A 22019-nucleotide genomic window follows, 5' to 3' on the forward strand; every position below is an offset into this window, starting at 1 on the left:
CCACGGCCCGGGCCGCCGCGCCGGCTGGGGTGTCGGGCATCTTGATCGCGTCGATGGACAGGGCCGCGTGTATCGCCGGCGCCGGCCGCCGCCCCGGGGTCGGGGCGACGGCCGTTCACCCGCGGTTCTCCGCACTCACCAGGCGAAAGCCTCCGGGGACGGGCCCGGGCCCGGGAAGATCTCGTCGAGCGAGGCCAGCAGCTCCTCGCCCAGCTCAAGCTCCAGCGCGCGCAGGGCGCCGTTCAGTTGCCCGGACGTGCGCGGGCCGACGATCGGGCCCGTGACGCCGGGGCGGGTCAGCAGCCAGGCCAGGGCCGTCTCGCCCGGCTCCAGGCCGTGCTTGTCGAGGAGGTCCTCGTACGCCTGGATCCGCGCCCGGACCACCGGGTCGGTCAGCGCCTCGGCGGTCCGACCGGAGGCACGCCGCCCGCTCGTGGCCTCCTTGCGGATGACACCGCCGAGCAGCCCGCCGTGCAGCGGGGACCAGGGGATGACACCGAGGCCGTACTCCTGGGCCGCAGGGATGACCTCCATCTCGGCGCGGCGCTCGTAGAGGTTGTACAGGCACTGCTCGCTGACCAGGCCGTACGTGGAACCGCGCCGGGTGGCGACCTCGTTGGCCTGGGCGATCTTGTAGCCGGGGAAGTTGGAGGAGCCGGCGTAGAGGATCTTGCCCTGCTGGATCAGGACGTCGACCGCCTGCCAGATCTCCTCGAAGGGGGTGAGCCGGTCGATGTGGTGGAACTGGTAGATGTCGATGTAGTCGGTGCCGAGCCTCTTGAGGGAGGCCTCGACGGCCCGGCGGATGTTCAGCGCCGACAGTCGGTCCTCGTTGGGCCAGGTTTCACCCTCGCGTGACATGGAGCCGTAGACCTTGGTGGCGAGGACCGTCTTCTCGCGCCGGTCGCCGCCCTGGGCGAACCAGCTGCCGACGATCTCCTCGGTGCGGCCCTTGTTCTCGCCCCACCCGTACACATTGGCCGTGTCGAAGTAGTTGATACCCGCATCGAGGGCGGAGTCCATGATCGTGTGACTGTCGGCCTCGTCGGTCTGAGGTCCGAAGTTCATCGTGCCGAGGACGAGTCGGCTGACCTTGAGTCCGGTGCGTCCGAGCTGCGTGTACTTCATGGTCCCCAAGCCAACGCCTTGGAGCGCGCTTCAAGCAAGAGGCGCTCGGCGGGCGCGCGTCGGCGTTCAGCCGCCGAGCCAGCTGCCGGCGTCGAGGCGGAAGGTGGTCTCCGGGGGGACGACCTGGCGCAGAGCGCTCTCCATGTCCCGTACGCGCTCGTCGCCGAGGGTCGCGCACCACTCCGCGTGCAGCTCGTCGAAGATCGCGGCCGAGCGGGCGAGGGCGTCGTGGCCGTGCGCGGTGAGGCGGACGAGTTTGCGGCGGGCGTCGGCCGGGTCGTCGGCGCGCTCGGCGTAGCCGAGGGCGAGGAGGCGGTCGACGGTCTTGCCCGCTGCCTGCTTGGAGACGCCGAGGCGGCGCCCGATGTCGCTGGCGGTGGCGCCGCGGGGGCCGCCGGCGCCGATGGCCTGCATGGCGAAGCCGTGGGCGGGGCGCAGGTCGGGGTGGCCGCGGCGGGCGAGTTCGGCGTGGAGCCGGTCGATGAGGGTGCGGAAGCCGGCGAAGAGGAGCAGCGGCAGCTCGAAGCCCGCGACGGATTCCCCCTTGCCCATATCGACAACCTGGTTTACGTTTCTCTCGTCCCCATGGTCAACCATGTTGTCGATTCTACTCTCTCTTCCAGGAGTCGCCTTGTTCACCGACCACACCGTAGAGACCGCACCCGTCGCCTCGCGTCGCTCCATGGAGAGCGTGTCCGCGGCCTGGGGCCACCTCCCGCAGGCCGTCGCGCGCATGGCCGAGTCCCCGCATGCGCTGGACGGCTTCCTGAAGATGAGCGCGCTGTTCGAGACCACGACGCTCGACCCGCACTCCCGCGAGACCGTGATCCTGACGGTCGCCGAACGCAACCAGTGTCATCTGTGCGTCGGCATCCACGAGACCAGGCTGGCGAGGCTGGGCCCGGCCGCGCGACCTGAACGGCTGGAGACCGTACGGCAGTTCACGCATCAGGTCCTCGCCTCGTCCGGGGCGGTGAGCGACGAGGAGCTGGCGCGGTTCCTCGACGCCGGATACACCCGGCAGAACGCCCTGGAGGTGGTGCTCGGCATCGGCGCGTACACGCTGTCGACCCTGGCGAACCGGCTGACCCGCTCGGTGTGACGGCGAGGCCGTCGCGAGCGGGTCGGTGGGGGAGGGGGAGGGCCGGAGGGAGGGGCGGCGCCGGGGCGTCAGAGCGAGACCGCGACGAGCGCGAGGGCGGAGCCGCCGAAGACGATGGCGTGCCGGATGTTCTGCTGGATCCGCACCCAGCCCGGGAAGGCGTTCTCGGCGGCCTTGAGGAAGGCCGGGACGTCGACGCGCGCCAGCTCCGGGTCGCCCTTGCGCTGGAAGGCGGCGCGCACGGCGGAGACGGCCGTCAGGTTGCTGTAGAGGATCAGAGCGTTGCCGGCGATGACCAGCACCTGGAAGATCCAGGTCAGCATCCGGGCCCAGTCGCTCCCGGCGACGTTGAGCACGGCCAGGGCGACCATGATGGCGCCGACCGAGACCGGGGCCCACGTCTCGTGGCCGCTGGCGTCGAACTTGAGGTTGTTCTCCTCCAGGACCTCGGGCCGGATTCCCTGGCGGGTGAGCTCGCCCTTCGCGGCGGTCGTGGCCAGTGGGCCGAAGCGGTGACGGACGACCGGGATGCTGACGAAGGCGAGGGCGATGAGCAGCTGCATGAGTGCGGCGAGGTCGGCGTTCACGGTGGGTCCTGCTTCCTTGTCGGCGTGTCGTCGTTCCTGACGAGGAAGACGATGCCGACCCGCGCTGACACCCCGCGGACCGTGCGCTGACAGGGTTCGTGAGGGCCTGTCAGCGCTCGCGGGAGGCTGTCAGCGCGCCTGGTAGCGGGACCCCAGCCCCCACGCCTGATGCATGGCGGCCGCGAAGGAGTCGGCCAGTTTGTGCTCGCCGGACGGGCCCGGGTGCGTGCCGTCGTAGGTGTCCGCGTGGATGTCGTACGACTCCGGGGTCGTCGCCAGCAGCAGCGGCGACGCGGCGGTGTCCAGATCGGCGACGGCCTTCGCGAGCAGCTCGTTGAAGCGCTCGCACTCGGCGGCGAACGGCGCGTCGTACTCGGCCCGCACGTTCGGGATGACGGGCATGACCACGGTCCTGACGTGCGGGTTCGCCGCGCGCGCGGCGGCGACGAACGCGCGGGTGTTCTCCGCCGTCTGGTCGCTGTTGGTGTAGAAGCCGAGGTCGATCAGGCCGAGGGAGACCAGCAGGACGTCCGCCCCGGTCGCCTCGACCGCCTCGCCGATCAGCGGCGCCATGTGCAGCCAGCCCTCGCCCCAGCCGGCCAGATGGCGCCGGGCGGGCGCGGGGAAGTCCCGGTCGGCGTAGTCGTGCGAGAGGGGCGCGTCGGCGCCGGTGTCGTACAGCTCGGTGCGCGGCCCGACGATCTCGTACCGCCCGGGCAGCACGGTCTCCAGGTGCTGCCACATCCGATAGCGCCACGTGTAGTCGCCGGCGCGTCCGATGGTCATGCTGTCGCCGACGAACATAAAACGCATGGTCACATCATCGCGGAGGCCGAGAGGCGCCTGCGACGTGATCCCGGCCACCCCTCGGCACCGTGGCAGGCTTGGTCCATGCGATCGCTTCTGCGCGTCTCCGGTGCCGCCGCCCTGGTCCTGCTCTCGGCGGCCGGCCCCGCCGTGGCCGCCGAGGCCGATCAGGACTTCACGATCAAGGACTCCCGGATCACCGAGTCCAGCGGTCTCGCGGCCAGTCACGCCCACCCGGGCGTCTACTGGACGCACAACGACCAGGACTCACCCCTGGTCTACGGCATCGACTCCCGTACCGGCGAGACGGTGGCGACGCTCACCATGAAGGGCGTCGGCACGCCCCGCGACATGGAGGCGATCGCCGTCGGTCCGGACGGCGACATCTACGTCGGCGACATCGGCGACAACAAGGACGGCAGCTGGGACCACGTCTGGATCTACCGCTTCCCCGAGCCGAAGCGGCTGAAGGATCAGACGGTCACGGCGAAGCAGTACGACGTGAAGTACGCGGACGGCCCCCGCAACGCCGAGGCCATGATGGTCCATCCGAAGACCGGCCGGGTCTACATCGCCAGCAAGAACCAGGACGGCGGCGGGCTCTACGCGGGCCCCGAGCGGCTCTCCACCGGGGGGACGAACGTCTTCCGGCGCGTCGACGACGTGCCGTGGGTGACCGACGGGGCCTTCTCGCCCGACGGCGAACGGCTCACGCTGCGCGGCTACTTCACGGCGAAGGAGTACGTGTGGAAGGACGGCCGGCTCGGTGACGAGGGCACGAGCGTGGGGGCGCCCTTCCAGGGGCAGGCGGAGTCGGTGACGTACACCGGGGACGGCAAGGCGCTGATGTTCGGCTCGGAGGGTGCGAACAGCAAGGTCGTCCGGGTGGACCGGCTCCCGGCCTCGCGTCCCTCGACTCCGGCCCCCGGCGCACCGTCGAAGGCCCCGGGCGCGGACGCGTCGGCCACCGCCGAGGACCGCGGGAACTTCACCGTGGGCGTGATCGTCCTCGGTGCCGCGACCGCCCTGGTCATCGGCGGGAAGCGCCTCCTGCGCCGCCGCTGACGAGCGCCTCGAAGCCGTCGAGGAGGCGTTCGAGCCCGAAGGCGAAGTGGTCGAAGTCGCGGGAGAAGGTGTCCTCGGCGAGGGCCGCCATGTGCGGGTAGTCGCCCGAGGCCATCGCCCGCTCCAGGAAGGGCTGTTGGCCCGCCCAGAACTCCTCGTCGCCGACGCCCGTCTCCTTCGCGGCCTCGGCGGCCTGGATCTCCATGCGGGCGACGCCGGCGACATAGCTCTGCACGGAGACGATCACGCCGATCGTCTCGGGGTCGCTCAGACCCATCCCGTGCGGCCCCTTCAGGCCGGAGAGGCAGAGTTCGAGCCCGCGCAGCGCGCTCGGGCCGAGGACCGAGCGGGCCTGGTTGACCCTGAGCAGCCAGGGATGGGCCTGGTACAGCTCGCGGTAGGAGCGCGCGAGCTGCTCGACGGTGTCGCGCCAGTGGGTGGGGATCCGCGGTTCGCCCTCGAAGGACTCGCCCTGGACGCGGTCGAGCATCAGGTCGAGCAGCTCGGTCTTGCCGGGGACGTACCGGTAGAGCGACATCGTCCCGACGCCGAGCTCCGTCGCCACGCGCCGCATCGAGACGGCGTCGAGCCCCTCGGCGTCGGCGACGCCGACGGCGGCCGTGACGATCCGGTCGAGGGTGAGGCCCGGCTTGGGGCCTCGGCTGGGGCGTTCGCCCGTGCCCCACAGGAGTTCCAGGCTGCTCGTCGTCGCGTCCTTCATGGCCTCACCTTAAAACTGAGTACGGCGTACTCTGATTCGGGTACGGTGTACTCAGTTTCGCTGAGCGGAGGATTCCCATGTACGAACACGCGGTCCTCGCCGAGGGCCTGCGCAAGCGGTACGGCGGCAGGAGCGGCAGTCGGGGGCGCGCGAGCACCCTCGCTCTCGACGGCTTCGACCTCGCCGTCCGCCCCGGCACGGTCCACGGCCTCCTCGGCCCCAACGGCGCGGGCAAAACCACGGCCGTACGCGTCCTCGCCACGCTCCTGAGGTGCGACGGCGGCCGCGCCGAGGTCGCCGGGATCGATGTGGTCCGCGATCCGCGCGCCGTCCGCGCCCGCATCGGCCTGGCCGGCCAGTACGCCGCCGTGGACGAGGGCATCAGCGGCCGACAGAACCTGGAGATCTTCGGCCGTCTCTTCCATCTGGGCGCGCGCCGGGCCCGTGCCCGCGCCGGCGAGCTGCTCGAGCGCTTCCAGCTCACCGAGGCCGCCGACCGGAACGCGGGCACCTACAGCGGCGGGATGCGCCGCCGCCTCGACCTGGCCGCCTCGATGATCCTCGCGCCCGACGTCCTCTTCCTCGACGAGCCGACCACCGGCCTCGACCCGCGCGGCCGGGGCGAGGTCTGGGACGCCGTCCGCGCTCTGGTGGCGGGCGGTACGACGGTGCTGCTCACCACCCAGTACCTCGACGAGGCCGACCGGCTCGCCTCCCGGATCACGGTCATGGATCACGGCCGGGCCATCGCCGACGACACCCCCGACGGGCTGAAGGACCGGGTCGGCGGCGACCGGATCGAGGTCGTCGCCGCGGAGGCGGCCGACCTGCCGGCCGTACGGAAGGTCCTCGCCCGGGTCGCCGCCGCCGAGCCCGCCGTGGACGAGGCCGACCGGCGCCTCTACGCCCCCGTCACCGACCGGGTCGCCGCCCTCACCGAGGTCGCGCGCACCCTGCGCGACGAGCGGATCGCCGTCGAGGACCTCGGCCTGCGCCGCCCCAGCCTGGACGACGTCTTCCTGGCCCTGACGGGCCGCCCGAGCACGGACGCCACCACCGACGAAACGGGCGCCCCTCGCCCCGACACCCGAGGAGCAGCAGCCGCATGACGACCGCCGCCACGGCGGACCGGGCCAGGACCCCGGCCGCCACCCGCGGCCGCGCCTACTGGGCGCTGGCCGACTGCGCCACCCTCGTCCTCCGCACCCTGCTCAACTACCGCCGTCAGCCCGTCGCCATCCTCTGGCAGCTCGGCTTCCCGATCGTCTCCGTCCTCCTCTACGGCTTCGTCTTCGGCAGCGCGATGCGGGTGCCCGGAGGCGGCGACTACAAGGACTTCCTCATGCCGGGGATGTTCACCATGACGATGACCTTCGGTCTGATGAACACCGCCACCGCCGTCGTCTCCGACTCCGGCAAGGGGGTCATGGACCGGTTCCGGTCCATGCCGATGGCGCCCTCCGCCGTCACCACCGGCCGCGGCCTGTCCGACCTGCTGGTCGCCTCCGCCGAACTCGCCATCCTCGCCGCCACCGCTCTCGCCATCGGCTGGACCTCGCACGGCGGCGTCGGCGGCACGCTGCTCGCCTTCGCCCTGCTGCTCCTTCTGCGGTTCAGCCTGATCTGGGTGGGCGTCTGGTGCGGGCTGATCGTCCCGAACACGGAGACCGCCGGCGCGCTCTACGCGGTGATCTTCCCGATCACGATGATCTCCAGCGTGTACGTGGCCCCGTCCCTGATGCCGGGCTGGCTGGCCCCCGTCGCGGCCTGGAACCCCATCTCCTCGACGGTCGCGGCCACCCGCGAGCTCTTCGGCAACCCGGGCGCGGGCGGCGGGAGCTGGGTGGAGCAGCACGCGCTCCTGATGGCCGTCCTCTGGCCGCTGCTCCTGACGGCGGTCTTCCTCCCCCTGGCGGTACGCCGCTTCCAGCGGCTCAGCCGGTGAGCGCCCGGTGAACGTCCTGCGGTGAACGCACGAGGGCCCGGCATCGACCATGTTCGATGCCGGGCCCTTCGTACACGCAGGTGTCAGAGCTTCTCGATCACGTAGTCGATGCAGGCCGTCAGGGCCCGCACGTCCGCCGGGTCGATCGCCGGGAACATCGCGATCCGCAGCTGGTTGCGGCCCAGCTTGCGGTACGGCTCGGTGTCCACGATGCCGTTGGCGCGCAGCGCCTTGGCGACCGCCGCCGCGTCGACGTCCTCGGAGAAGTCGATCGTGCCGATGACCTGCGAACGCTTCGCCGGGTCGGTGACGAACGGCGTCGCGTACTTGGACTCCTCGGCCCAGCCGTACAGCGCCTGGGAGGACTCCTTCGTCCGGGCCACGGCCCAGTCCAGACCGCCCTGGCCGTTGATCCACTTCAGCTGCTCGTTGAGCAGGAAGAGGGTCGAGAGCGCCGGGGTGTTGTACGTCTGGTTCTTCAGCGAGTTGTCGATCGCCGTCGGGAGGGAGAAGAACTCCGGGATGTGGCGCTCGGACGCGTGGATGCGGGCCGCGCGCTCCAGGGCGGCCGGCGAGAAGGCCGCCAGCCACAGGCCGCCGTCGGCGGCGAAGGACTTCTGCGGGGCGAAGTAGTAGACGTCCGACTCGGTGATGTCGACCGGCAGGCCGCCCGCGCCGGAGGTCGCGTCGACCAGGACGAGCGCGCCCTCGTCGGCGCCCTCGACGCGCTTGACCGGCGCCGCGACACCGGTGGAGGTCTCGTTGTGCGTGAACGCGTAGACGTCGACGCCCGCCTCGGCCTGCGGCTCCGGGTGGGTGCCCGGGTCGGAGGAGATCACGGTCGGCTCGGCCAGCCAGGGGGCCAGCTTCGCGGCCTTCGCGAACTTGGAGGAGAACTCGCCGAAGTTCAGGTGCTGCGACTTCGACTCGATGAGCCCGTGGGTCGCGATGTCCCAGAAGGCGGTGGAGCCGCCGTTGCCCAGGATCACCTCGTAACCCTCGGGCAGCGAGAAGAGGTCACGCACTCCGGCACGTACCTCGCCGACCAGGTTCTTGACCGGGGCCTGGCGGTGGGACGTGCCGAGGAGGGAGGTGCCGGTGGCGGCCAGGGCGTCCAGCGCCTCCGTACGCACCTTGGAGGGGCCCGCGCCGAAACGGCCGTCGGCGGGCTTGATGTCAGCGGGAATCTGGATCTCAGCCACGAGGCGGAGCGTATCCGGTCGGAAGGGCCACGGCGGAACGATGTCCGCCGGATGAGACGACAGGTGAGACATCCTGACCTCGTGCGAAAACACCACGAGCTGTCCGAGCTGGAGGCCGCCCTCCGCTCGGCCGTGGCCGGAGACGTCGATTTCGGCGCCACGGCCAGGGCCCTGATGACGATGGACGCCTCCAACTACCGCCGGGTGCCTGTGGGAGTGGTCGCCCCCCGGGACGCCGGGGACGTGGCGGCGGCACTCTCCGTCTGCCGCGAACGCGGGGTGCCGGTCGTCGCACGGGGCGGCGGCACGTCGATCGCGGGCCAGGCGACCGGTACGGGCGTCGTGCTCGACTTCACACGTCATATGCGGGCGGTCGTCTCCGTCGACCACGCGGCGCGGACGGCCGTCGTCCAGCCGGGGGTGGTCCTGGACCGGCTGCGGGACGCGGTTCGCCCGTACGGGCTGACCTTCGGCCCCGATCCGTCGACGCACAGCCGCTGCACCCTCGGCGGCATGATCGGGAACAACGCATGCGGGGCGCACTCGGTGGCGTGGGGGACGACCGCCGACAACGTACTGGGGCTCGACGTCCTGACCTACGGGGGCGAGCGACTGCGCCTCGGCCGGGAGTGGCAGGGCGCGCCGGCGGGGCTGCGGGAGCTGGTGGACGCGCGGCTCGCCCTCTTGCGGACGGGCTACCCGGCCGGGCTGCCGCGCCGGATCTCCGGCTACGCGCTCGACGCGCTGCTGCCGGAGCGGGGCGCGGACGTGGCCCGCTCGTACTGCGGGAGCGAGGGCACGCTGGGCGTGCTGACCGAGGCGACGGTACGGCTGGTGCCCTTGCCCGCCTCGCCGGTCCTGGTCGTCCTCGGGTACGCGGACGAGAGCGCGGCGGCCGACGCGGCGGCGGGGCTGCTCCGGTACGAGCCGTTGACGGTGGAGGGGATGGCGGCCGATCTGGTGCGGGGCGCCTCCGGGCTGCCGCGCGGTGGGGCCTGGCTGTTCGTGGAGATGGACGGGGAGGCGGCGGCGCGGGAGCTGGTCGCGGCGGCGGACGCGCTGGACTCGTCGGTGGTGACGGACCCGGCGGGGCAGCGGGCGCTGTGGCGGATCCGGGAGGACGCGGCGGGCACGGCGACGCGGATGCCCGGTGGTGCCGCGGGGACGGAGTCCGGGGGAGGCGGGGAGGCGTGGCCGGGATGGGAGGACTGCGCGGTGCCGCCGGCGAGGCTGGGCGCGTACCTGCGCGAGTTCCGCGCCCTGTTGACGGAGTACGGGCTGCGGGGGACTCCGTACGGTCACTTCGGGGACGGCTGCATCCACGTCCGTATCGACTTCGACCTCTACACCGGGGCGGGGGTGGGCCGCTTCCGTGAGTTCTCGGAGGCGGTGGCGGAGCTGGTGGTCGCGCACGGGGGCTCGCTGTCGGGCGAGCACGGGGACGGGCAGGCGCGGGCGGAACTGCTGCCGAAGATGTACGGCTCCGAGCTGGTGTCGCTGTTCGGCGAGGTCAAGGACGTGTGGGACCCGGACGGCGGCCTGAACCCGGGGATGCTGGTCCGGCCGGCACCGCTGGACGCGAACCTGCGTTTCCAGGGGCTGCCGCTGGTGGCCCGGGACGTGGCGCGCTGTGTGGGGGTGGCCAAGTGCCGGGTGGAGGGGCCCACCTCGGGGCCGGGGGTGATGTGTCCTTCGTACCGTGCGACGGGGGAGGAGCGGCATTCGACGCGGGGCAGGGCGCGGCTGCTGCACGAGATGGCGCTCGGCGAGGTGATCACGGACGGCTGGCGCTCGGAGGAGGTCAAGGAGGCCCTCGATCTGTGCCTGTCGTGCAAGGGGTGCCGGAGCGACTGCCCGGTGGGCGTGGACATGGCCGCGTACAAGGCGGAGTTCCTCGACCGGCACTACGCGGACCGGCGGCGGCCGCGCTCGCATCTGACGATGGGCAGGCTGCCGGAGTGGCTGCGGCTCTTCGGCCCGGCGCTGAACGTCGCGCGGATGTTCCCCTCCCGGTTCGCGGGCGTCACTCCGGAGCGGAAGCTGCCGAGGGTGGCGGCGCTGACGTTCGTGTCCTGGTTCGGGGCGCGGCTGGAGGAGGCCGTGGACGTGCTGGTGTGGCCGGACACGTTCACCAACCACCTGGCGCCCGAGGTGGGCCGCTCGGCGGTACGGGTGCTGCACGCGGCCGGGCTGGGGGTGGGGCTGCCGCCGGGGCGGGTCTGCTGCGGGCTGACGTATGTGTCGACGGGGCAGCTGGACCGCGCGCGGAAGGCGATGCGCAGGACCCTCGACGTGATGGAGCCCAAGCTCGGCCATCCCGTGGTCGTCCTCGAACCCTCCTGCGCGGCGACCCTGCGGACCGACCTGCCGGAACTCCTCCCGGACGACCCGCGCGCCCGGACGCTGGCCTCGTCGGTACGGACCTTCGCGGAGGCCCTGGAGGAGTTCGCGCCCGAGTGGGAGCCACCGCGCCTCGACCACCCGGTGGCCGGCCAGACCCACTGCCACCAGCATGCGGTCCTGGGCGACGGCGCGGACCGCCGCCTGCGTGAACGGATGGGTCTGGTGGGCGAGTTGAGCGGCGGCTGCTGCGGCCTGGCGGGCAACTTCGGCTTCGAACCGGGCCACTACGAGGTCTCGGTGGCCTGTGCCGAGGACCAGCTCCTCCCGGCGGTCCGGGCGGCGGCCGAGAACGCGGTCCTCCTGGCCGACGGCTTCTCCTGCCGCACCCAGCTCGACGATCTGGCGGGCCGCCGGGCCCGCCATATCGCGGAAGTCCTGGCGGAGGCGCTGCGGGAGCAGTAACATACATGCATGAATGTACGTGAGCAGGCCGGCTCCCCGAAGCCCCGGCGTTCGACCCAGGCCGAGCGGCGGGAGCGGACGCGTGGTGCGCTTTTGGAGTCGGCCGCTCGGGGGTTGTCCCGGCACGGGTACAGCAACCTCGTGCTGGAGCAGGTGGCCAGGGACGCCGGGTACACACGCGGCGCGCTGTACCACCAGTTCAAGGACAAGCAGGACCTGGCCCTCGCCGTGTCCGAGTGGATCTTCCAGGTCTGGGACCAGGAAGTGGGGCGGCACGTCGAGCGGGAGTCGGATCCGCTCGCCGCGCTGCTCACGCTCGCCCGTGCGCACACCGTCTTCTGCCGGCGCGACATCGCCCGCGTGGCCGTCGCGCTGCGCCTGGAGTTCTCCGGACAGGACCATCCGATCGGACACCAGGTGGAGACGGGCTACCGCCAACTCCTCGACCTCTGCACCGCGTACATCGAGGCCGGGCGCGCGGCGGGGACGATCCCCGACGGGCCGCCCGCCGCGGATGTCGCGCTCGCCTACGTCGGCGCGCTCGAAGGCACCTCGATCGCCCTCGCCGGCCGCGTGCCCGACGACGCGTCACTCGCGGTCGCCGCGGTCGCGGGCGCCCTCGGTCTCGACCCCCGCACGACGCACTCCTCTGTACGGAACGAACCGCAGGAGGCACAACATGGAACTTCCCGAGTCCGCGCACACGTCCCGCCCCTGGCGGATCCACGAGATAGCGCCTGACTTCCGCCTCTACGACGTCTGGGCACTGCCCACACCCGGCGGACCCGACGAATTCCCGCGCCTGGTGAGGAACATCGCCGGTGGCGACACGGACGACAACTCCTCCCGGATCGCCCGGCTGCTCTTCGCGATCCGCTGGAAGCTCGGCGCGCTGCTCGGCTGGGACGACAAGGAGAAGGGCATCGGCTCCCGCGTGCCGACCCTGCGCGACCGGCTGCCGCAGGACCTCCGCGACGGCCCGGCCGGACCCGAGTTCGACCTGCTGCCCTTCACATCCGTCTATCTGAGGGACGACGAGTGGGCGGCCGAGATGGCCAACCGGACCATGCACGGAGTGATGCACCTGAGCTGGGTCCCCGACGGTGCGGGCGGCTACCGGGGTCAGATGGCCGTCCTCGTGAAGCCCAACGGCCTTCTTGGCAAGGCCTACATGGCCGCGATCTCCCCCTTCCGGCACCTCATCGTCTACCCGCCGCTGATGCGCGACATCGGGCGCGAGTGGCGCGCCTCCGCGACCGGGGCGTGACGGGAACGTTCCGCCGGACCGCCTCGTTCTCCTCGGGCTGACACCGACCGACCGAGGAGTCCCGTGCCCACACCCGCGTCGCCCCCCACCGTGACCCCGCTCCCGCCGCTCGACGCCCAAGCCGAGCGCCTGATCGAGCTCGGGGTGCACGAGCTCGCGGGGATCCCCGCCGACGAGCTGCGCGCCTTCGCCGAGGGTGCCGGCGCCGTGGACGGCGACGCCCTGCTCGCCGTCCACCCGGGCCGGGCCCCCGCCTCCGCCCTCGCACCGCTGCTCCGGCGCGAGGGCAAGCCCGGGTTCGTCGTCGTCGACATGCCCGACGTCGACGACTTCGCCCCGTCCGGCGCCGTCGAGCTGCCCGACACCCCGCTCTACCTCGTCACCGGCCTCGACCGCGGCGACCACATGGCCAACTGGAGCCCGGAGGAGGCCCTGCCCGCCCTCACCGAGCAGGACCGCACCCCGCTGCTGCTCACCGAGGGCATCCACTGGGTGCTCCAGCAGCCGGAGGTCCTGGAGCGCAACAGCTGCTTCATGACCATCGGCTCCCGGCTGCGGAAGGCGAACGGCACCCTGGACGCCCGTACCCCCGCGATCTGGATCAGCAACGGCACCGGCCGGGACGGCCGCGAGCGGCGCGACGCCCCGAAGGTCGGATGGTGCTGGTGGGGCAACCGCCACACCTGGCTGGGCTTCGCCTCCACCACGGGCCGCGCGTCCTAGGGGAGTGAAGCGAGGGCGACTGCCCCGCCGGCCCCGCAAGGGGCTGTCTCCGTCGGCCTGCACAGCCGGGTCCAGCCCTATGCTGATTCTCAAGTCGTGGGGAAACAGGGGGAATAGTGAACTGGTTCTGGTTGGTCCTCATCCTGTTCTGGACGGGCGGCTTCGCGTGGGCGGTCGACAACGCCCGGACCGCGCTGCGCCATCGGCATGAGCGCAAGATGGAGCTGCTGGAGGCGGGGAAGCAGGAACGTCTGGCCCTCGAGGCCGTGCACAAGACGCCGGAGCCGGTGTGCGGGTGCACGCACCACCTGGCGATCCACGACAAGCAGGGCCGGTGCCATGAACGTGTCGAGGTGCCGACGGCCTGGGACGAGAACAAGAAGCCGGTCCGTTACGAGGCCGGCCAGTGCAACTGCCAGCAGTACGTGGGGCCGCAGCCGTTGTCGCAGGTGTTCGCGGAGGAGCTGACGGACCGGGCCTGAGCGATACGGGTCGTGGGCGACCCGGCCCTCGGCCGGTCGCGAGGCGGCCTGACCGGCTGGATGTCCTAGGGGGCGTCCAGGGCCTGCTCCGGGGAGACCCGCCGGGCCTCCGCGCCCGCCGCCTCCGTCCTCGCGAACGTACGGCGGTAGGTGCGGGGCGGAACGCCGCGTCGGCGGACGAACTGTTCGCGCAGGACCGCCGCGCTGCCGTAGCCGACCAGACGGGCGATCTCCTCCACCGGGAGGTCGGTCGTCTCCAGGAGCTCCTCGGCCCGGCCGAGCCGCAGGCCGAGGACCCACGCATGGGGCGTCGTTCCCGTCGCGGCGGCGAAGCGGCGGGCGAAGGAGCGGCGGCTCATCAGGGCGCGGCGGGCGAGTTCGGCCACCGGCAGCGGCTCGTGGAGGTGGGCGCGGGCCCAGGCGAGGACTCCGGAGAGCCGCTCGTCCTCGCAGTCCTCGGGGACGGGGGCCGTGACGTACTGCGCCTGTCCGCCGTCTCGGTGCGGCGGCAGGACGAGGTCACGGGCGACCGCGTTCGCGGCGGCCGCTCCGTACTCCCGGCGCAGCAGATGCAGACAGAGGTCGAAACCGGCCGCCGCGCCCGCGCCCGTGATGATCCGGCCCTCGTCGACGTAGAGTGCGTCCCGCTCGACGGTCACGGACGGGTGGCGGCTCGCGAGCAGCTCGGCGAACCGCCAGTGCGTGGTGGCCCGCAGCCCGTCGAGGAGCCCGGCCGCGGCGAGCGCGAACGCGCCGACGCAGTGCGAGCCGACCAGCGCGCCGCGCGCGTGGGCGGTGCGGAGCGCGTCGAGCACGGGGCTCGGCGGCGGGGTGCGGAAGTCGGCCCAGGGCAGGGCGAGTACGAGATCGGCGGCGGCGAGCCGGTCGAGACCGTGCTCGACGGTGAGGGGGACGCCGAGGTCGGTCGGGACCCGTCCGGGCCGGTCGGTGCAGAGCGCGAAGTCGAAGCGCGGGAGACCCGCGGGGGGAGCGCCGAAGACTTCGGAGACGAGGCCGACGGCGAGCATCCCGACGCGGGGCGGGGCGTAGGCGGCGACGTTCAGGAACGGCGGCATGGGCCGGAGTGTGGCACGCCGGGAGCGGAGCGCGCGGGGAGTTGGCACAAAACCCGCGATGGGTGGCAGTACGGCCACTCGTCGACGGCCTCGCGCCCGGCGAAGCTTGGGGACATGACAGACCAGCCGCGCGGCAACACCGCCACCTACACCGTCCTGACCACCGGCTACACCACCTCCACGGGCCCGGGTGTCGCCGCCACCGTCTCGTATGTCTCCGACGGCGACCGCCATGTGATCGTCGACCCCGGCATGGTGGCGAGCCGCGACCGCATCCTCGGCCCGCTCGCCGAACTGGGCCTCGGCCCGGAGGACATCACCGACGTCGTGCTCAGCCACCACCACCCCGACAACACCATGAACGTGGGGCTGTTCGGCTCGGCGCGCGTCCACGACCACAAGGCCGAGTACCTGAACGACCAGTGGATCGACCGGGACGCCGAGGGCCATGAACTGACCCCGTCCCTGCGCCTGATCCGCACCCCGGGGCACAGCCCCGAGGACATCACGCTCCTCGCCGGTACGGCCGAGGGCGTCGTCGCCTTCGTCGGTGACCTCTGGTGGCGCCCGGACGGCCCGGCCGAGGACCCGGTCGCCCCCGACCGCGACCTGCTCCGCGACAACCGCCTCCGGGTCCTGAAGGCGTCCGACGTGATCGTCCCGGGCCACGGCGCGCCGTTCCCGGCGGGCGACGAGGCCGTGCTCTAGGACAGCCCGCACGCTCTCACCACACCACCCGGACGCCGCGACCCTCGTGGCCTGCGCCGCGGTCCTTGTGCTCACCGCGGTGGTGACCGTTCGCATCGTCGTCACGGCCCGACGCGCCGCCGCCTCGCGTGAGCCGGCCGCGTACGACCACGCGTCGGTGTGATGCGGCGGCCTCACGACTCCCGGGCGATCTCCCGGGCCAGTGCCACCAGCAGCTCCGTCGCCGGGTGGGGGGACGCGTCGCGCCAGGCCAGCAGGACATGGACCGGTGGGGCGTCCGGGAGCGGGCGGTAGGCCACTCCGAGGTGCGGGTGCATGGCGGCCGTCGAGGCCGAGGAGACGCCGACGCCCCGTCCCGCCGCGATCGCCGTCAGCCAGTCGTCGGTGTTGGCGACCGTGAGCGTGGTCGCCGGGCGGCGCGACGGGGGCCAGAGTTCGAGGGTCGTCGTGCCGGAGACGGTGTTGAGGACGACCGTTCCGTCCGCGAGGTCCGCCAGTGCGAGCGACGTACGGGACGCCAGTTCGCTGTCCGTCGGGACCGCGGCGACCCGGCCCTCCGTCGCCAGTTCCTCCGTCGCCAGGCCCGGCGCCTCCACCGGCCCCCGCAGCAGCGCCGCGTCCACCTCGCCCCGTACGAGACCGGCGGTGCGGTCGTCGATGCGCAGGAGCTCCAGGGGGGTCTCGGGGTGCTCCTGCTGCCAGCGCCGGAGCAGGGGAGTGGTGTACGGGCCGAAGGCCGACCACGCGTGCCCGAGCCGCAGGGGGCGCCGGCGCAGTCGCTCCGGGTCGAGGGCCGCGTCGAAGGCGGCGACGGCCGCTGCGGCCCGGTCGTGGAAGGCGCGGCCCTCGGCGGTCAGCGCCAGATGGTGGGTGGAGCGGTCGACGAGCCGGGTGCCGAGGTGTTTCTCCAGGGCGGCGAGCGTGCGGGAGACGGCGGGCTGTGTGAGGTGGAGCCGGGCCGCTGCCCGCGTCACATTGCCCTCCTCGGCGATGGCGAGGAAGCAGCGGAGATGGCGCAGCTCGATGCTCGTACGGCTCATGCGTCCGGAGCATAACCGCAGCCCAATCGGCATTTCACGCGCCGCGCGGCGACTCGTAGCGTGAGAGGCGGAAGCTGATTGACGAGTGCAGTATTCTGGACTGAGGGTCCAGTCTGATGAACTGCGCAAAGGAGTGAGCCGGTGGACAGCCCGGTCAAGGACATCGCCGCCGGAGCGACGGCGGCGGGGGCGTCGACGGGCTCGGGGGCGTCGACCGCCCCGCCGGTCGCCTCGGCTCGTGCCGCCCGCCTCGGCCCGGTCGCGCTCGTCGTCGCCGGCGGTCTGTCCGTGCAGTTCGGGTCGGCCGTCGCCGTCCTGCTCATGCCCCGTGCAGGCGCCCTCGGCGTCGTCACCCTGCGCCTGGTCCTCGCCGCCGCGGTCCTGCTGATCGTCTGCCGCCCCAAGGTGCGCGGCTACGGTCGCGCCGACTGGGGCACCGTCGTCGCCTTCGGCACCGCCATGGCGGGCATGAACATCCTCTTCTACCAAGCCGCGGACCGGATCCCGCTCGGCGCCGCCGTGACCCTGGAGGTCCTCGGCCCGCTGGTCCTCTCGGTGATCGCCTCGCGCCGGCTGATGAACCTGCTGTGGGCGGGGCTCGCCCTCGGCGGCGTCCTCCTGCTCAGCGGCGGCGGCTTCGACCGGCTCGACCCGGTGGGTGCCGCGTTCGCGCTCGGCGCGGGCGCGATGTGGGCGACGTACATCGTCTTCAGCGCCCGTACCGGCCGGCGCTTCCCGCAGGCGGACGGGCTGGCGCTCGCGATGGCGTTCGGCGCGGTGCTCAGCCTGCCGTTCGGCATCGTCGAGGCGGGCGACAAGCTGCTCGTCCCCTCCACGATCGGGCTCGGCCTCTGCGTGGCGCTGATGTCCTCGGTCCTGCCGTACACCCTCGAACTCCTCGCCCTGCGCCGTCTGCCCGCCCCCACCTTCGCGATCCTGATGAGCCTGGAGCCGGCCATCGCCGCGACCGCCGGCTTCCTCGTCCTGAGCCAGGCGCTGTCCCTGACGGACGCGCTGGCGATCGCCCTGGTCATCGCGGCGAGCATGGGTGCGGTCCGCACCCAGATGAAGCGGGTGTCCACGCTGCCGCCGCAGGCCTGAGCGCCTTCCGGACGCGGACCCTCCACGGCCCCCTTCCCCACGCGGGGGAGGGGGCCCGTCCATGCGGGCGGTCGAGAATCTAAAGCAAGCACGCTTGATTGTTTCTCCGTCCGCTGCCATGCTCCTCGGCACACGCCCGTGTCCCGAGGGGAGCGCACCGTGTCCGACCCTGCCGTCGTCCTCGACGATCTGCGCAGCGAGAGCGAGGAAGTCGACCTTCTCGTAAGGGGGTTGAGCGACGACGGATGGGCCGTGCCCACCCCCGCCGCCGGCTGGACGATCGCCCACCAGATCGCCCATCTCGCCTGGACCGACCGGGCGGCCCTGCTCGCCGCCACCGACCCCGAGGCCTTCGCCGCCGAGGCCGAGAAGGCGCTCGCCGCGCCCGACACGTTCGTCGACGCCGGCGCCGACGAGGGCGCCGCGCTCCCGCCCGCCGAGCTGCTCGGACGGTGGCGCGTCGGTCGCGAGCGGCTGCAGAGCGCCCTGCGCGCGGCCCCGCCCGGCGCCCGTTTCCCTTGGTACGGGCCGCCCATGAGCGCCATCTCCATGGGGACCGCCCGGCTCATGGAGACCTGGGCGCACGGCCAGGACATCGCCGACGCCCTCGGCGTCGTACGCGAGCCGACCGCCCGACTGCGCCACGTCGCCTGGATCGGCATCCGCGCCCGCGACTACGCCTATCTCGTACGGGGAATCACCCCGCCGCCGGAGCCCTTCCGCGTCGAACTGACCGCCCCCGACGGCGAGCAGTGGGTGTACGGGCCCCAGGACGCCGCCCAGAGGATCACCGGGCCCGCGCTCGACTTCTGTCTCCTCGTCACCCAGCGCGTCCACCCCGACGACACCGCCCTCGCGGCGGAGGGGCCCGACGCCGCGCACTGGCTCACCATCGCCCAGGCCTTCGCGGGCCCGGCCGGCACCGGCCGTGCGCCGCAGGGGGCCTAGTGGACCTCCTCCGTATCGGCAACGCCTCCGGCTTCTACGGCGACCGCTTCGACGCCGTGCGCGAGATGCTCACCGGCGGCGAACTCGACGTCCTCACCGGCGACTACCTCGCCGAACTGACCATGCTCATCCTCGGCCGGGACCTCCTGAAGGACCCGGGCGCCGGCTACGCCAAGACCTTCCTGCGCCAGATGGAGGAGGGCCTCGGCCTCGCCCACGAGCGCGGCGTCCGCATCGTCACCAACGCCGGCGGCCTCAATCCCGCCGGCCTCGCCGAGGCGCTCGGGCAGCTGAGCCGGAGGCTCGGCGTCCCCACCCGCATCGCGTACGTCGAGGGCGACCGGCTCCCCGCCGAGGGAGGATTCCTCACCGCCAACGCCTACCTCGGCGGCGCCGGCATCGCCGCCTGCCTCGCCGACGGCGCCGACGTCGTCGTCACCGGCCGCGTCACCGACGCCGCCCTCGTCACCGGCCCCGCGCAGTGGCGCTTCGGCTGGGGCCCGGAGGAGTACGACAAGCTGGCGGGCGCGGTCGTCGCCGGGCACGTCCTGGAGTGCGGCACCCAGGCCACCGGAGGCAACTACGCCTTCTTCACCGACCACGACCCGCGCGCGCTGCGCCGCCCCGGATTCCCGCTCGCCGAGATCCACCCCGACGGTACGTCCGTCATCACCAAGCACCCCGGCACCGGCGGCGTCGTCGACCTCGGAACGGTCACCGCACAGCTGCTGTACGAGACGTCGGGCGCGCGCTACGCGGGCCCCGACGTGACCGCCCGGCTCGACACCGTACGGCTCACCCAGGACGGGCCGGACCGGGTGCGGATCGACGGCGTACGGGGCGAGGCGCCGCCGCCCACCCTCAAGGCCGGGTTCACCAGGATCGGCGGCCACCGCAACGAGGTCGTCCTCGTCCTCACCGGCCTCGACATCGAGGCCAAGGCTCAGCTCGTCAGGGAGCAGATCGAGGACGCCTTCGAGCGCTCCAAGTCCCGGCCCACAGAGGTCCGTTGGGAGCTGGTCCGCACCGATCGGGCGGACGCCGCGACGGAGGAGACCGCGAGCGCGCTGCTCCGTCTCGTCGTCCGCGACCCCGCCCCCGAGCCCGTCGGCCGCGCCCTCAGCGGCGCCGCGATCGAGCTGGCCCTCGGAAGCTACCCAGGCTTCCACGTCACCGCCCCGCCCGGGAAGGGCGCGCCCTACGGTGTCTTCGAGGCCCGGCACGTCCCGGCCGCCGACGTCCCGCACACCGCCGTCCTGCCCGACGGAAGCCGCGTCACCCTCCCCGTACCCGTGCGCACGCGGGAACTCGAACCGGTCGACGAGCCGTCGCTGCCCGAGGCGCCGCCCGCCGGCCCGGTGCGCAGGGTCCCGCTCGGGCGCGTCGCCGGAGCCCGCAGCGGTGACAAGGGCGGCGACGCGAACATCGGCGTCTGGGTCCGTACGGACGACGCGTGGCGCTGGCTCGTCCACACCCTCACGGTCGAGCGGTTCAAGCGGCTCCTGCCGGAGACCGCCGAGTCGGCCGTCGTACGGCACGTCCTGCCGAACCTGCGCGCGGTGAACTTCGTCGTCACCGGGCTCCTCGGCGAGGGCGTCGCCTCCCAGGCCCGCTTCGACCCCCAGGCCAAGGCCCTCGGCGAATGGCTCCGCGCCCGCGAACTCGACGTACCGGAAGAACTCCTGTGACCGCCCCGGAGGAACTGCTGTGACCGTCCTCGCCTCCGCCCTCGACACCGGCGGATCCGACTACGCGGCCCACCGCGCCGCCATGCTCGACAAGCTCGCCGCCCTCGACGCCGAGCACGGCAAGGCGCTCGCGGGCGGCGGCGAGAAGTACACCGCACGGCACCGCAAGCGCGGCAAGATGCTCGCCCGCGAGCGGATCGAGCTGCTCGTCGACCCGGACACCCCGTTCCTGGAGCTGTCCCCGCTCGCCGCCTGGGGCAGCGACTATCCGGTCGGCGCGTCGATCGTCACCGGGATCGGTGTCGTCGAGGGCGTCGAGTGCCTGATCACCGCCAACGACCCGACCGTGCGCGGCGGCGCCTCCAACCCGTGGACGCTGAAGAAGGCCCTGCGCGCCAACGAGATCGCGTACGCCAACCGGCTCCCGGTCATCTCCCTCGTGGAGTCCGGCGGCGCCGATCTGCCGTCCCAGAAGGAGATCTTCATCCCCGGCGGGGCGCTCTTCCGCGACCTGACGCGGCTCTCCGCCGCCGGCATCCCCACCATCGCCGTGGTCTTCGGCAACTCGACGGCCGGCGGGGCGTACGTCCCCGGCATGTCCGACCACACCGTGATGATCAAGGAACGGTCGAAGGTCTTCCTCGGCGGTCCGCCACTGGTGAAGATGGCGACGGGCGAGGAGAGCGACGACGAATCGCTCGGCGGCGCGGAGATGCACGCCCGCGTCTCCGGCCTCGCCGATCACTACGCCGTGGACGAGGCCGACGCGCTGCGCCAGGCGCGGCGGATCGTCGCCCGTCTCAACCACCGCAAGGCGCACGTCGATCCACCCTTCGCGGAGCCCCCGAAGTACGACGAGGACGAGCTGCTCGGGATCGTGCCCGGGGATCTGAAGACCCCCTTCGATCCGCGCGAGGTCATCGCCCGGGTCGTGGACGGCTCGGACTTCGACGAGTTCAAGCCGCTGTACGGGCCGAGCCTGGTCACGGGCTGGGCGGAGCTGCACGGCTACCCCGTCGGCATCCTCGCCAACGCCCAGGGAGTGCTGTTCAGCGCCGAGTCGCAGAAGGCGGCGCAGTTCATCCAGCTCGCCAACCAGCGCGACATCCCGCTGGTCTTCCTGCACAACACCACCGGCTACATGGTCGGCAAGGAGTACGAGCAGGGCGGCATCATCAAGCACGGCGCGATGATGATCAACGCGGTGTCGAACAGCCGGGTGCCGCATCTGAGCGTGCTGATGGGCGCGTCGTACGGCGCCGGGCACTACGGCATGTGCGGCCGGGCGTACGACCCGCGCTTCCTCTTCGCCTGGCCGAGCGCCAAGTCGGCCGTCATGGGCCCGCAGCAGCTCGCCGGGGTCCTGTCGATCGTCGCGAGGGCGAGCGCCGCGGCGAAGGGGCAGCCGTACGACGACGAGGCCGACGCCGGGCTGCGCGCGATGGTCGAGGCGCAGATCGAGTCGGAGTCGCTGCCGATGTTCCTGTCCGGGCGGCTGTACGACGACGGCGTCATCGACCCCCGCGACACGCGCACGGTCCTCGGGCTGTGCCTGTCCGCGATCCACACGGCACCGGTCGAGGGCGCGCGCGGCGGCTTCGGCGTCTTCCGAATGTGAGGCGAG

General features: G+C 72.6%; 22 protein-coding genes. 14 read left to right on the forward strand and 8 right to left on the reverse strand.

Translation table 11 applies throughout. The features are described from left to right. Positions 1-135: 135 nt before the first annotated feature. Together ACFQ7Q_RS02060 and ACFQ7Q_RS02065 are read right to left on the reverse strand one after the other, a co-directional pair. Positions 136-1128 (reverse strand): aldo/keto reductase, encoded by a 993-nt coding sequence (locus ACFQ7Q_RS02060; RefSeq protein WP_383548519.1) that lies wholly within the window; start codon positions 1126-1128, stop codon positions 136-138. Positions 1129-1194: 66 nt separating this feature from the next. Further along, positions 1195-1680, reverse strand: a complete 486-nt coding sequence (locus tag ACFQ7Q_RS02065; RefSeq protein WP_383548522.1) for a MarR family winged helix-turn-helix transcriptional regulator — start codon at positions 1678-1680, stop codon at positions 1195-1197. Between the two features lie 130 nt (positions 1681-1810). On the opposite strand from ACFQ7Q_RS02065, the gene ACFQ7Q_RS02070 reads away from it, so the two are divergent. Further along, a complete protein-coding gene (locus ACFQ7Q_RS02070; protein ID WP_383548716.1) occupies positions 1811-2230 on the forward strand; it encodes a carboxymuconolactone decarboxylase family protein in 420 nt (139 codons plus the stop codon). A 68-nt stretch (positions 2231-2298) separates the two neighbouring features. On the opposite strand, the gene ACFQ7Q_RS02075 is transcribed toward ACFQ7Q_RS02070, so the two are convergent. Both ACFQ7Q_RS02075 and ACFQ7Q_RS02080 read right to left on the reverse strand, forming a co-directional pair. Further along, positions 2299-2817 carry a hypothetical protein gene (locus ACFQ7Q_RS02075; RefSeq protein ID WP_383548525.1) on the reverse strand — a complete coding sequence of 173 codons (519 nt, stop codon included), beginning with the start codon at positions 2815-2817 and terminating at the stop codon, positions 2299-2301. Between the two features lie 129 nt (positions 2818-2946). Further along, a complete protein-coding gene (locus ACFQ7Q_RS02080) occupies positions 2947-3630 on the reverse strand; it encodes a GDSL-type esterase/lipase family protein (protein WP_383548528.1) in 684 nt (227 codons plus the stop codon). A gap of 78 nt (positions 3631-3708) precedes the next feature. Here ACFQ7Q_RS02080 and ACFQ7Q_RS02085 point away from each other — a divergent pair, with 78 nt between their 5' ends. Continuing rightward, positions 3709-4689, forward strand: a complete 981-nt coding sequence (locus ACFQ7Q_RS02085; protein ID WP_383548531.1) for a WD40 repeat domain-containing protein — start codon at positions 3709-3711, stop codon at positions 4687-4689. Here the strand turns inward: ACFQ7Q_RS02085 and ACFQ7Q_RS02090 are convergent. After that, positions 4655-5410, reverse strand: a complete 756-nt coding sequence (locus ACFQ7Q_RS02090) for a TetR/AcrR family transcriptional regulator (RefSeq protein ID WP_383548535.1) — start codon at positions 5408-5410, stop codon at positions 4655-4657. The two genes, ACFQ7Q_RS02085 and ACFQ7Q_RS02090, sit on opposite strands and share 35 nt — an antisense overlap. A gap of 77 nt (positions 5411-5487) precedes the next feature. Between ACFQ7Q_RS02090 and ACFQ7Q_RS02095 the strand changes: the two genes are divergently transcribed. Together ACFQ7Q_RS02095 and ACFQ7Q_RS02100 are read left to right on the forward strand one after the other, a co-directional pair. Beyond that, positions 5488-6519, forward strand: coding sequence for an ATP-binding cassette domain-containing protein (locus tag ACFQ7Q_RS02095; protein WP_383548538.1), 1032 nt, complete (start codon positions 5488-5490; stop codon positions 6517-6519). Beyond that, a complete protein-coding gene (locus ACFQ7Q_RS02100; protein ID WP_383548541.1) occupies positions 6516-7355 on the forward strand; it encodes an ABC transporter permease in 840 nt (279 codons plus the stop codon). Before ACFQ7Q_RS02095 ends, ACFQ7Q_RS02100 begins: the two co-directional genes overlap by 4 nt. 83 nt (positions 7356-7438) lie before the next feature. On the opposite strand, the gene serC is transcribed toward ACFQ7Q_RS02100, so the two are convergent. Then, the gene (gene serC / locus ACFQ7Q_RS02105; RefSeq protein WP_383548544.1) at positions 7439-8557 is read right to left on the reverse strand and encodes a phosphoserine transaminase; all 1119 of its coding nucleotides are present in this window, start codon (positions 8555-8557) and stop codon (positions 7439-7441) included. 51 nt (positions 8558-8608) lie between these two features. On the opposite strand from serC, the gene ACFQ7Q_RS02110 reads away from it, so the two are divergent. The 5 genes from ACFQ7Q_RS02110 to ACFQ7Q_RS02130 all read left to right on the forward strand — a co-directional run bounded on the left by ACFQ7Q_RS02110 (position 8609) and on the right by ACFQ7Q_RS02130 (position 13834). Continuing rightward, a complete protein-coding gene (locus ACFQ7Q_RS02110) occupies positions 8609-11362 on the forward strand; it encodes an FAD-binding and (Fe-S)-binding domain-containing protein (protein ID WP_383548547.1) in 2754 nt (917 codons plus the stop codon). 9 nt (positions 11363-11371) lie between these two features. Then, positions 11372-12103 (forward strand): TetR/AcrR family transcriptional regulator, encoded by a 732-nt coding sequence (locus ACFQ7Q_RS02115; RefSeq protein WP_383548550.1) that lies wholly within the window; start codon positions 11372-11374, stop codon positions 12101-12103. Continuing rightward, positions 12042-12629 carry a DUF2867 domain-containing protein gene (locus tag ACFQ7Q_RS02120; protein WP_383548553.1) on the forward strand — a complete coding sequence of 196 codons (588 nt, stop codon included), beginning with the start codon at positions 12042-12044 and terminating at the stop codon, positions 12627-12629. Before ACFQ7Q_RS02115 ends, ACFQ7Q_RS02120 begins: the two co-directional genes overlap by 62 nt. A gap of 63 nt (positions 12630-12692) precedes the next feature. Next, positions 12693-13352, forward strand: coding sequence for a DUF5701 family protein (locus tag ACFQ7Q_RS02125; protein ID WP_383548556.1), 660 nt, complete (start codon positions 12693-12695; stop codon positions 13350-13352). Between the two features lie 116 nt (positions 13353-13468). Next, complete coding sequence (locus tag ACFQ7Q_RS02130) at positions 13469-13834, forward strand: hypothetical protein (protein ID WP_383548559.1); 366 nt, start codon at positions 13469-13471, stop codon at positions 13832-13834. Between the two features lie 65 nt (positions 13835-13899). On the opposite strand, the gene ACFQ7Q_RS02135 is transcribed toward ACFQ7Q_RS02130, so the two are convergent. Further along, positions 13900-14910 (reverse strand): GlxA family transcriptional regulator, encoded by a 1011-nt coding sequence (locus tag ACFQ7Q_RS02135; RefSeq protein ID WP_383548562.1) that lies wholly within the window; start codon positions 14908-14910, stop codon positions 13900-13902. A gap of 114 nt (positions 14911-15024) precedes the next feature. On the opposite strand from ACFQ7Q_RS02135, the gene ACFQ7Q_RS02140 reads away from it, so the two are divergent. Then, positions 15025-15618 carry an MBL fold metallo-hydrolase gene (locus ACFQ7Q_RS02140; protein WP_383548565.1) on the forward strand — a complete coding sequence of 198 codons (594 nt, stop codon included), beginning with the start codon at positions 15025-15027 and terminating at the stop codon, positions 15616-15618. A 173-nt stretch (positions 15619-15791) separates the two neighbouring features. On the opposite strand, the gene ACFQ7Q_RS02145 is transcribed toward ACFQ7Q_RS02140, so the two are convergent. Continuing rightward, entirely contained in the window at positions 15792-16691 is a 900-nt protein-coding gene (locus ACFQ7Q_RS02145; RefSeq protein ID WP_383548568.1) for a LysR family transcriptional regulator, read from the reverse strand. 108 nt (positions 16692-16799) lie between these two features. Here ACFQ7Q_RS02145 and ACFQ7Q_RS02150 point away from each other — a divergent pair, with 108 nt between their 5' ends. From ACFQ7Q_RS02150 to ACFQ7Q_RS02165, 4 genes are all read left to right on the forward strand, one after another. Beyond that, positions 16800-17759 (forward strand): DMT family transporter, encoded by a 960-nt coding sequence (locus ACFQ7Q_RS02150; protein WP_383548571.1) that lies wholly within the window; start codon positions 16800-16802, stop codon positions 17757-17759. Positions 17760-17918: 159 nt separating this feature from the next. After that, a complete protein-coding gene (locus ACFQ7Q_RS02155) occupies positions 17919-18707 on the forward strand; it encodes a TIGR03084 family metal-binding protein (RefSeq protein ID WP_383548573.1) in 789 nt (262 codons plus the stop codon). Continuing rightward, positions 18707-20395, forward strand: coding sequence for an acyclic terpene utilization AtuA family protein (locus ACFQ7Q_RS02160; protein ID WP_383548576.1), 1689 nt, complete (start codon positions 18707-18709; stop codon positions 20393-20395). Before ACFQ7Q_RS02155 ends, ACFQ7Q_RS02160 begins: the two co-directional genes overlap by 1 nt. A 19-nt stretch (positions 20396-20414) precedes the next feature. Further along, the gene (locus ACFQ7Q_RS02165) at positions 20415-22013 is read left to right on the forward strand and encodes an acyl-CoA carboxylase subunit beta (RefSeq protein ID WP_383548579.1); all 1599 of its coding nucleotides are present in this window, start codon (positions 20415-20417) and stop codon (positions 22011-22013) included. Positions 22014-22019 lie beyond the last annotated feature (6 nt).

It is taken from the genome of Streptomyces sp. NPDC056527 (assembly GCF_042794475.1).
Classification (GTDB): Bacteria; Actinomycetota; Actinomycetes; order Streptomycetales; family Streptomycetaceae; genus Streptomyces.

Excerpts from the sequence above, each read along its gene's own strand:
- ACFQ7Q_RS02065 (WP_383548522.1), bottom strand. The coding sequence starts at position 1,680 with ATGGGCAAGGGGGAATCCGTCGCGGGCTTCGAGCTGCCGCTGCTCCTC.
- ACFQ7Q_RS02060 (WP_383548519.1), bottom strand. The coding sequence starts at position 1,128 with ATGAAGTACACGCAGCTCGGACGCACCGGACTCAAGGTCAGCCGACTC.
- ACFQ7Q_RS02100 (WP_383548541.1), top strand. The coding sequence starts at position 6,516 with ATGACGACCGCCGCCACGGCGGACCGGGCCAGGACCCCGGCCGCCACC.
- ACFQ7Q_RS02135 (WP_383548562.1), bottom strand. The coding sequence starts at position 14,910 with ATGCCGCCGTTCCTGAACGTCGCCGCCTACGCCCCGCCCCGCGTCGGG.
- ACFQ7Q_RS02115 (WP_383548550.1), top strand. The coding sequence starts at position 11,372 with ATGAATGTACGTGAGCAGGCCGGCTCCCCGAAGCCCCGGCGTTCGACC.
- ACFQ7Q_RS02095 (WP_383548538.1), top strand. The coding sequence starts at position 5,488 with ATGTACGAACACGCGGTCCTCGCCGAGGGCCTGCGCAAGCGGTACGGC.
- ACFQ7Q_RS02070 (WP_383548716.1), top strand. The coding sequence starts at position 1,811 with ATGGAGAGCGTGTCCGCGGCCTGGGGCCACCTCCCGCAGGCCGTCGCG.
- ACFQ7Q_RS02090 (WP_383548535.1), bottom strand. The coding sequence starts at position 5,410 with ATGAAGGACGCGACGACGAGCAGCCTGGAACTCCTGTGGGGCACGGGC.
- ACFQ7Q_RS02110 (WP_383548547.1), top strand. The coding sequence starts at position 8,609 with ATGAGACGACAGGTGAGACATCCTGACCTCGTGCGAAAACACCACGAG.
- ACFQ7Q_RS02080 (WP_383548528.1), bottom strand. The coding sequence starts at position 3,630 with ATGCGTTTTATGTTCGTCGGCGACAGCATGACCATCGGACGCGCCGGC.
- ACFQ7Q_RS02140 (WP_383548565.1), top strand. The coding sequence starts at position 15,025 with ATGACAGACCAGCCGCGCGGCAACACCGCCACCTACACCGTCCTGACC.
- ACFQ7Q_RS02085 (WP_383548531.1), top strand. The coding sequence starts at position 3,709 with ATGCGATCGCTTCTGCGCGTCTCCGGTGCCGCCGCCCTGGTCCTGCTC.
- ACFQ7Q_RS02145 (WP_383548568.1), bottom strand. The coding sequence starts at position 16,691 with ATGCCGATTGGGCTGCGGTTATGCTCCGGACGCATGAGCCGTACGAGC.
- ACFQ7Q_RS02120 (WP_383548553.1), top strand. The coding sequence starts at position 12,042 with ATGGAACTTCCCGAGTCCGCGCACACGTCCCGCCCCTGGCGGATCCAC.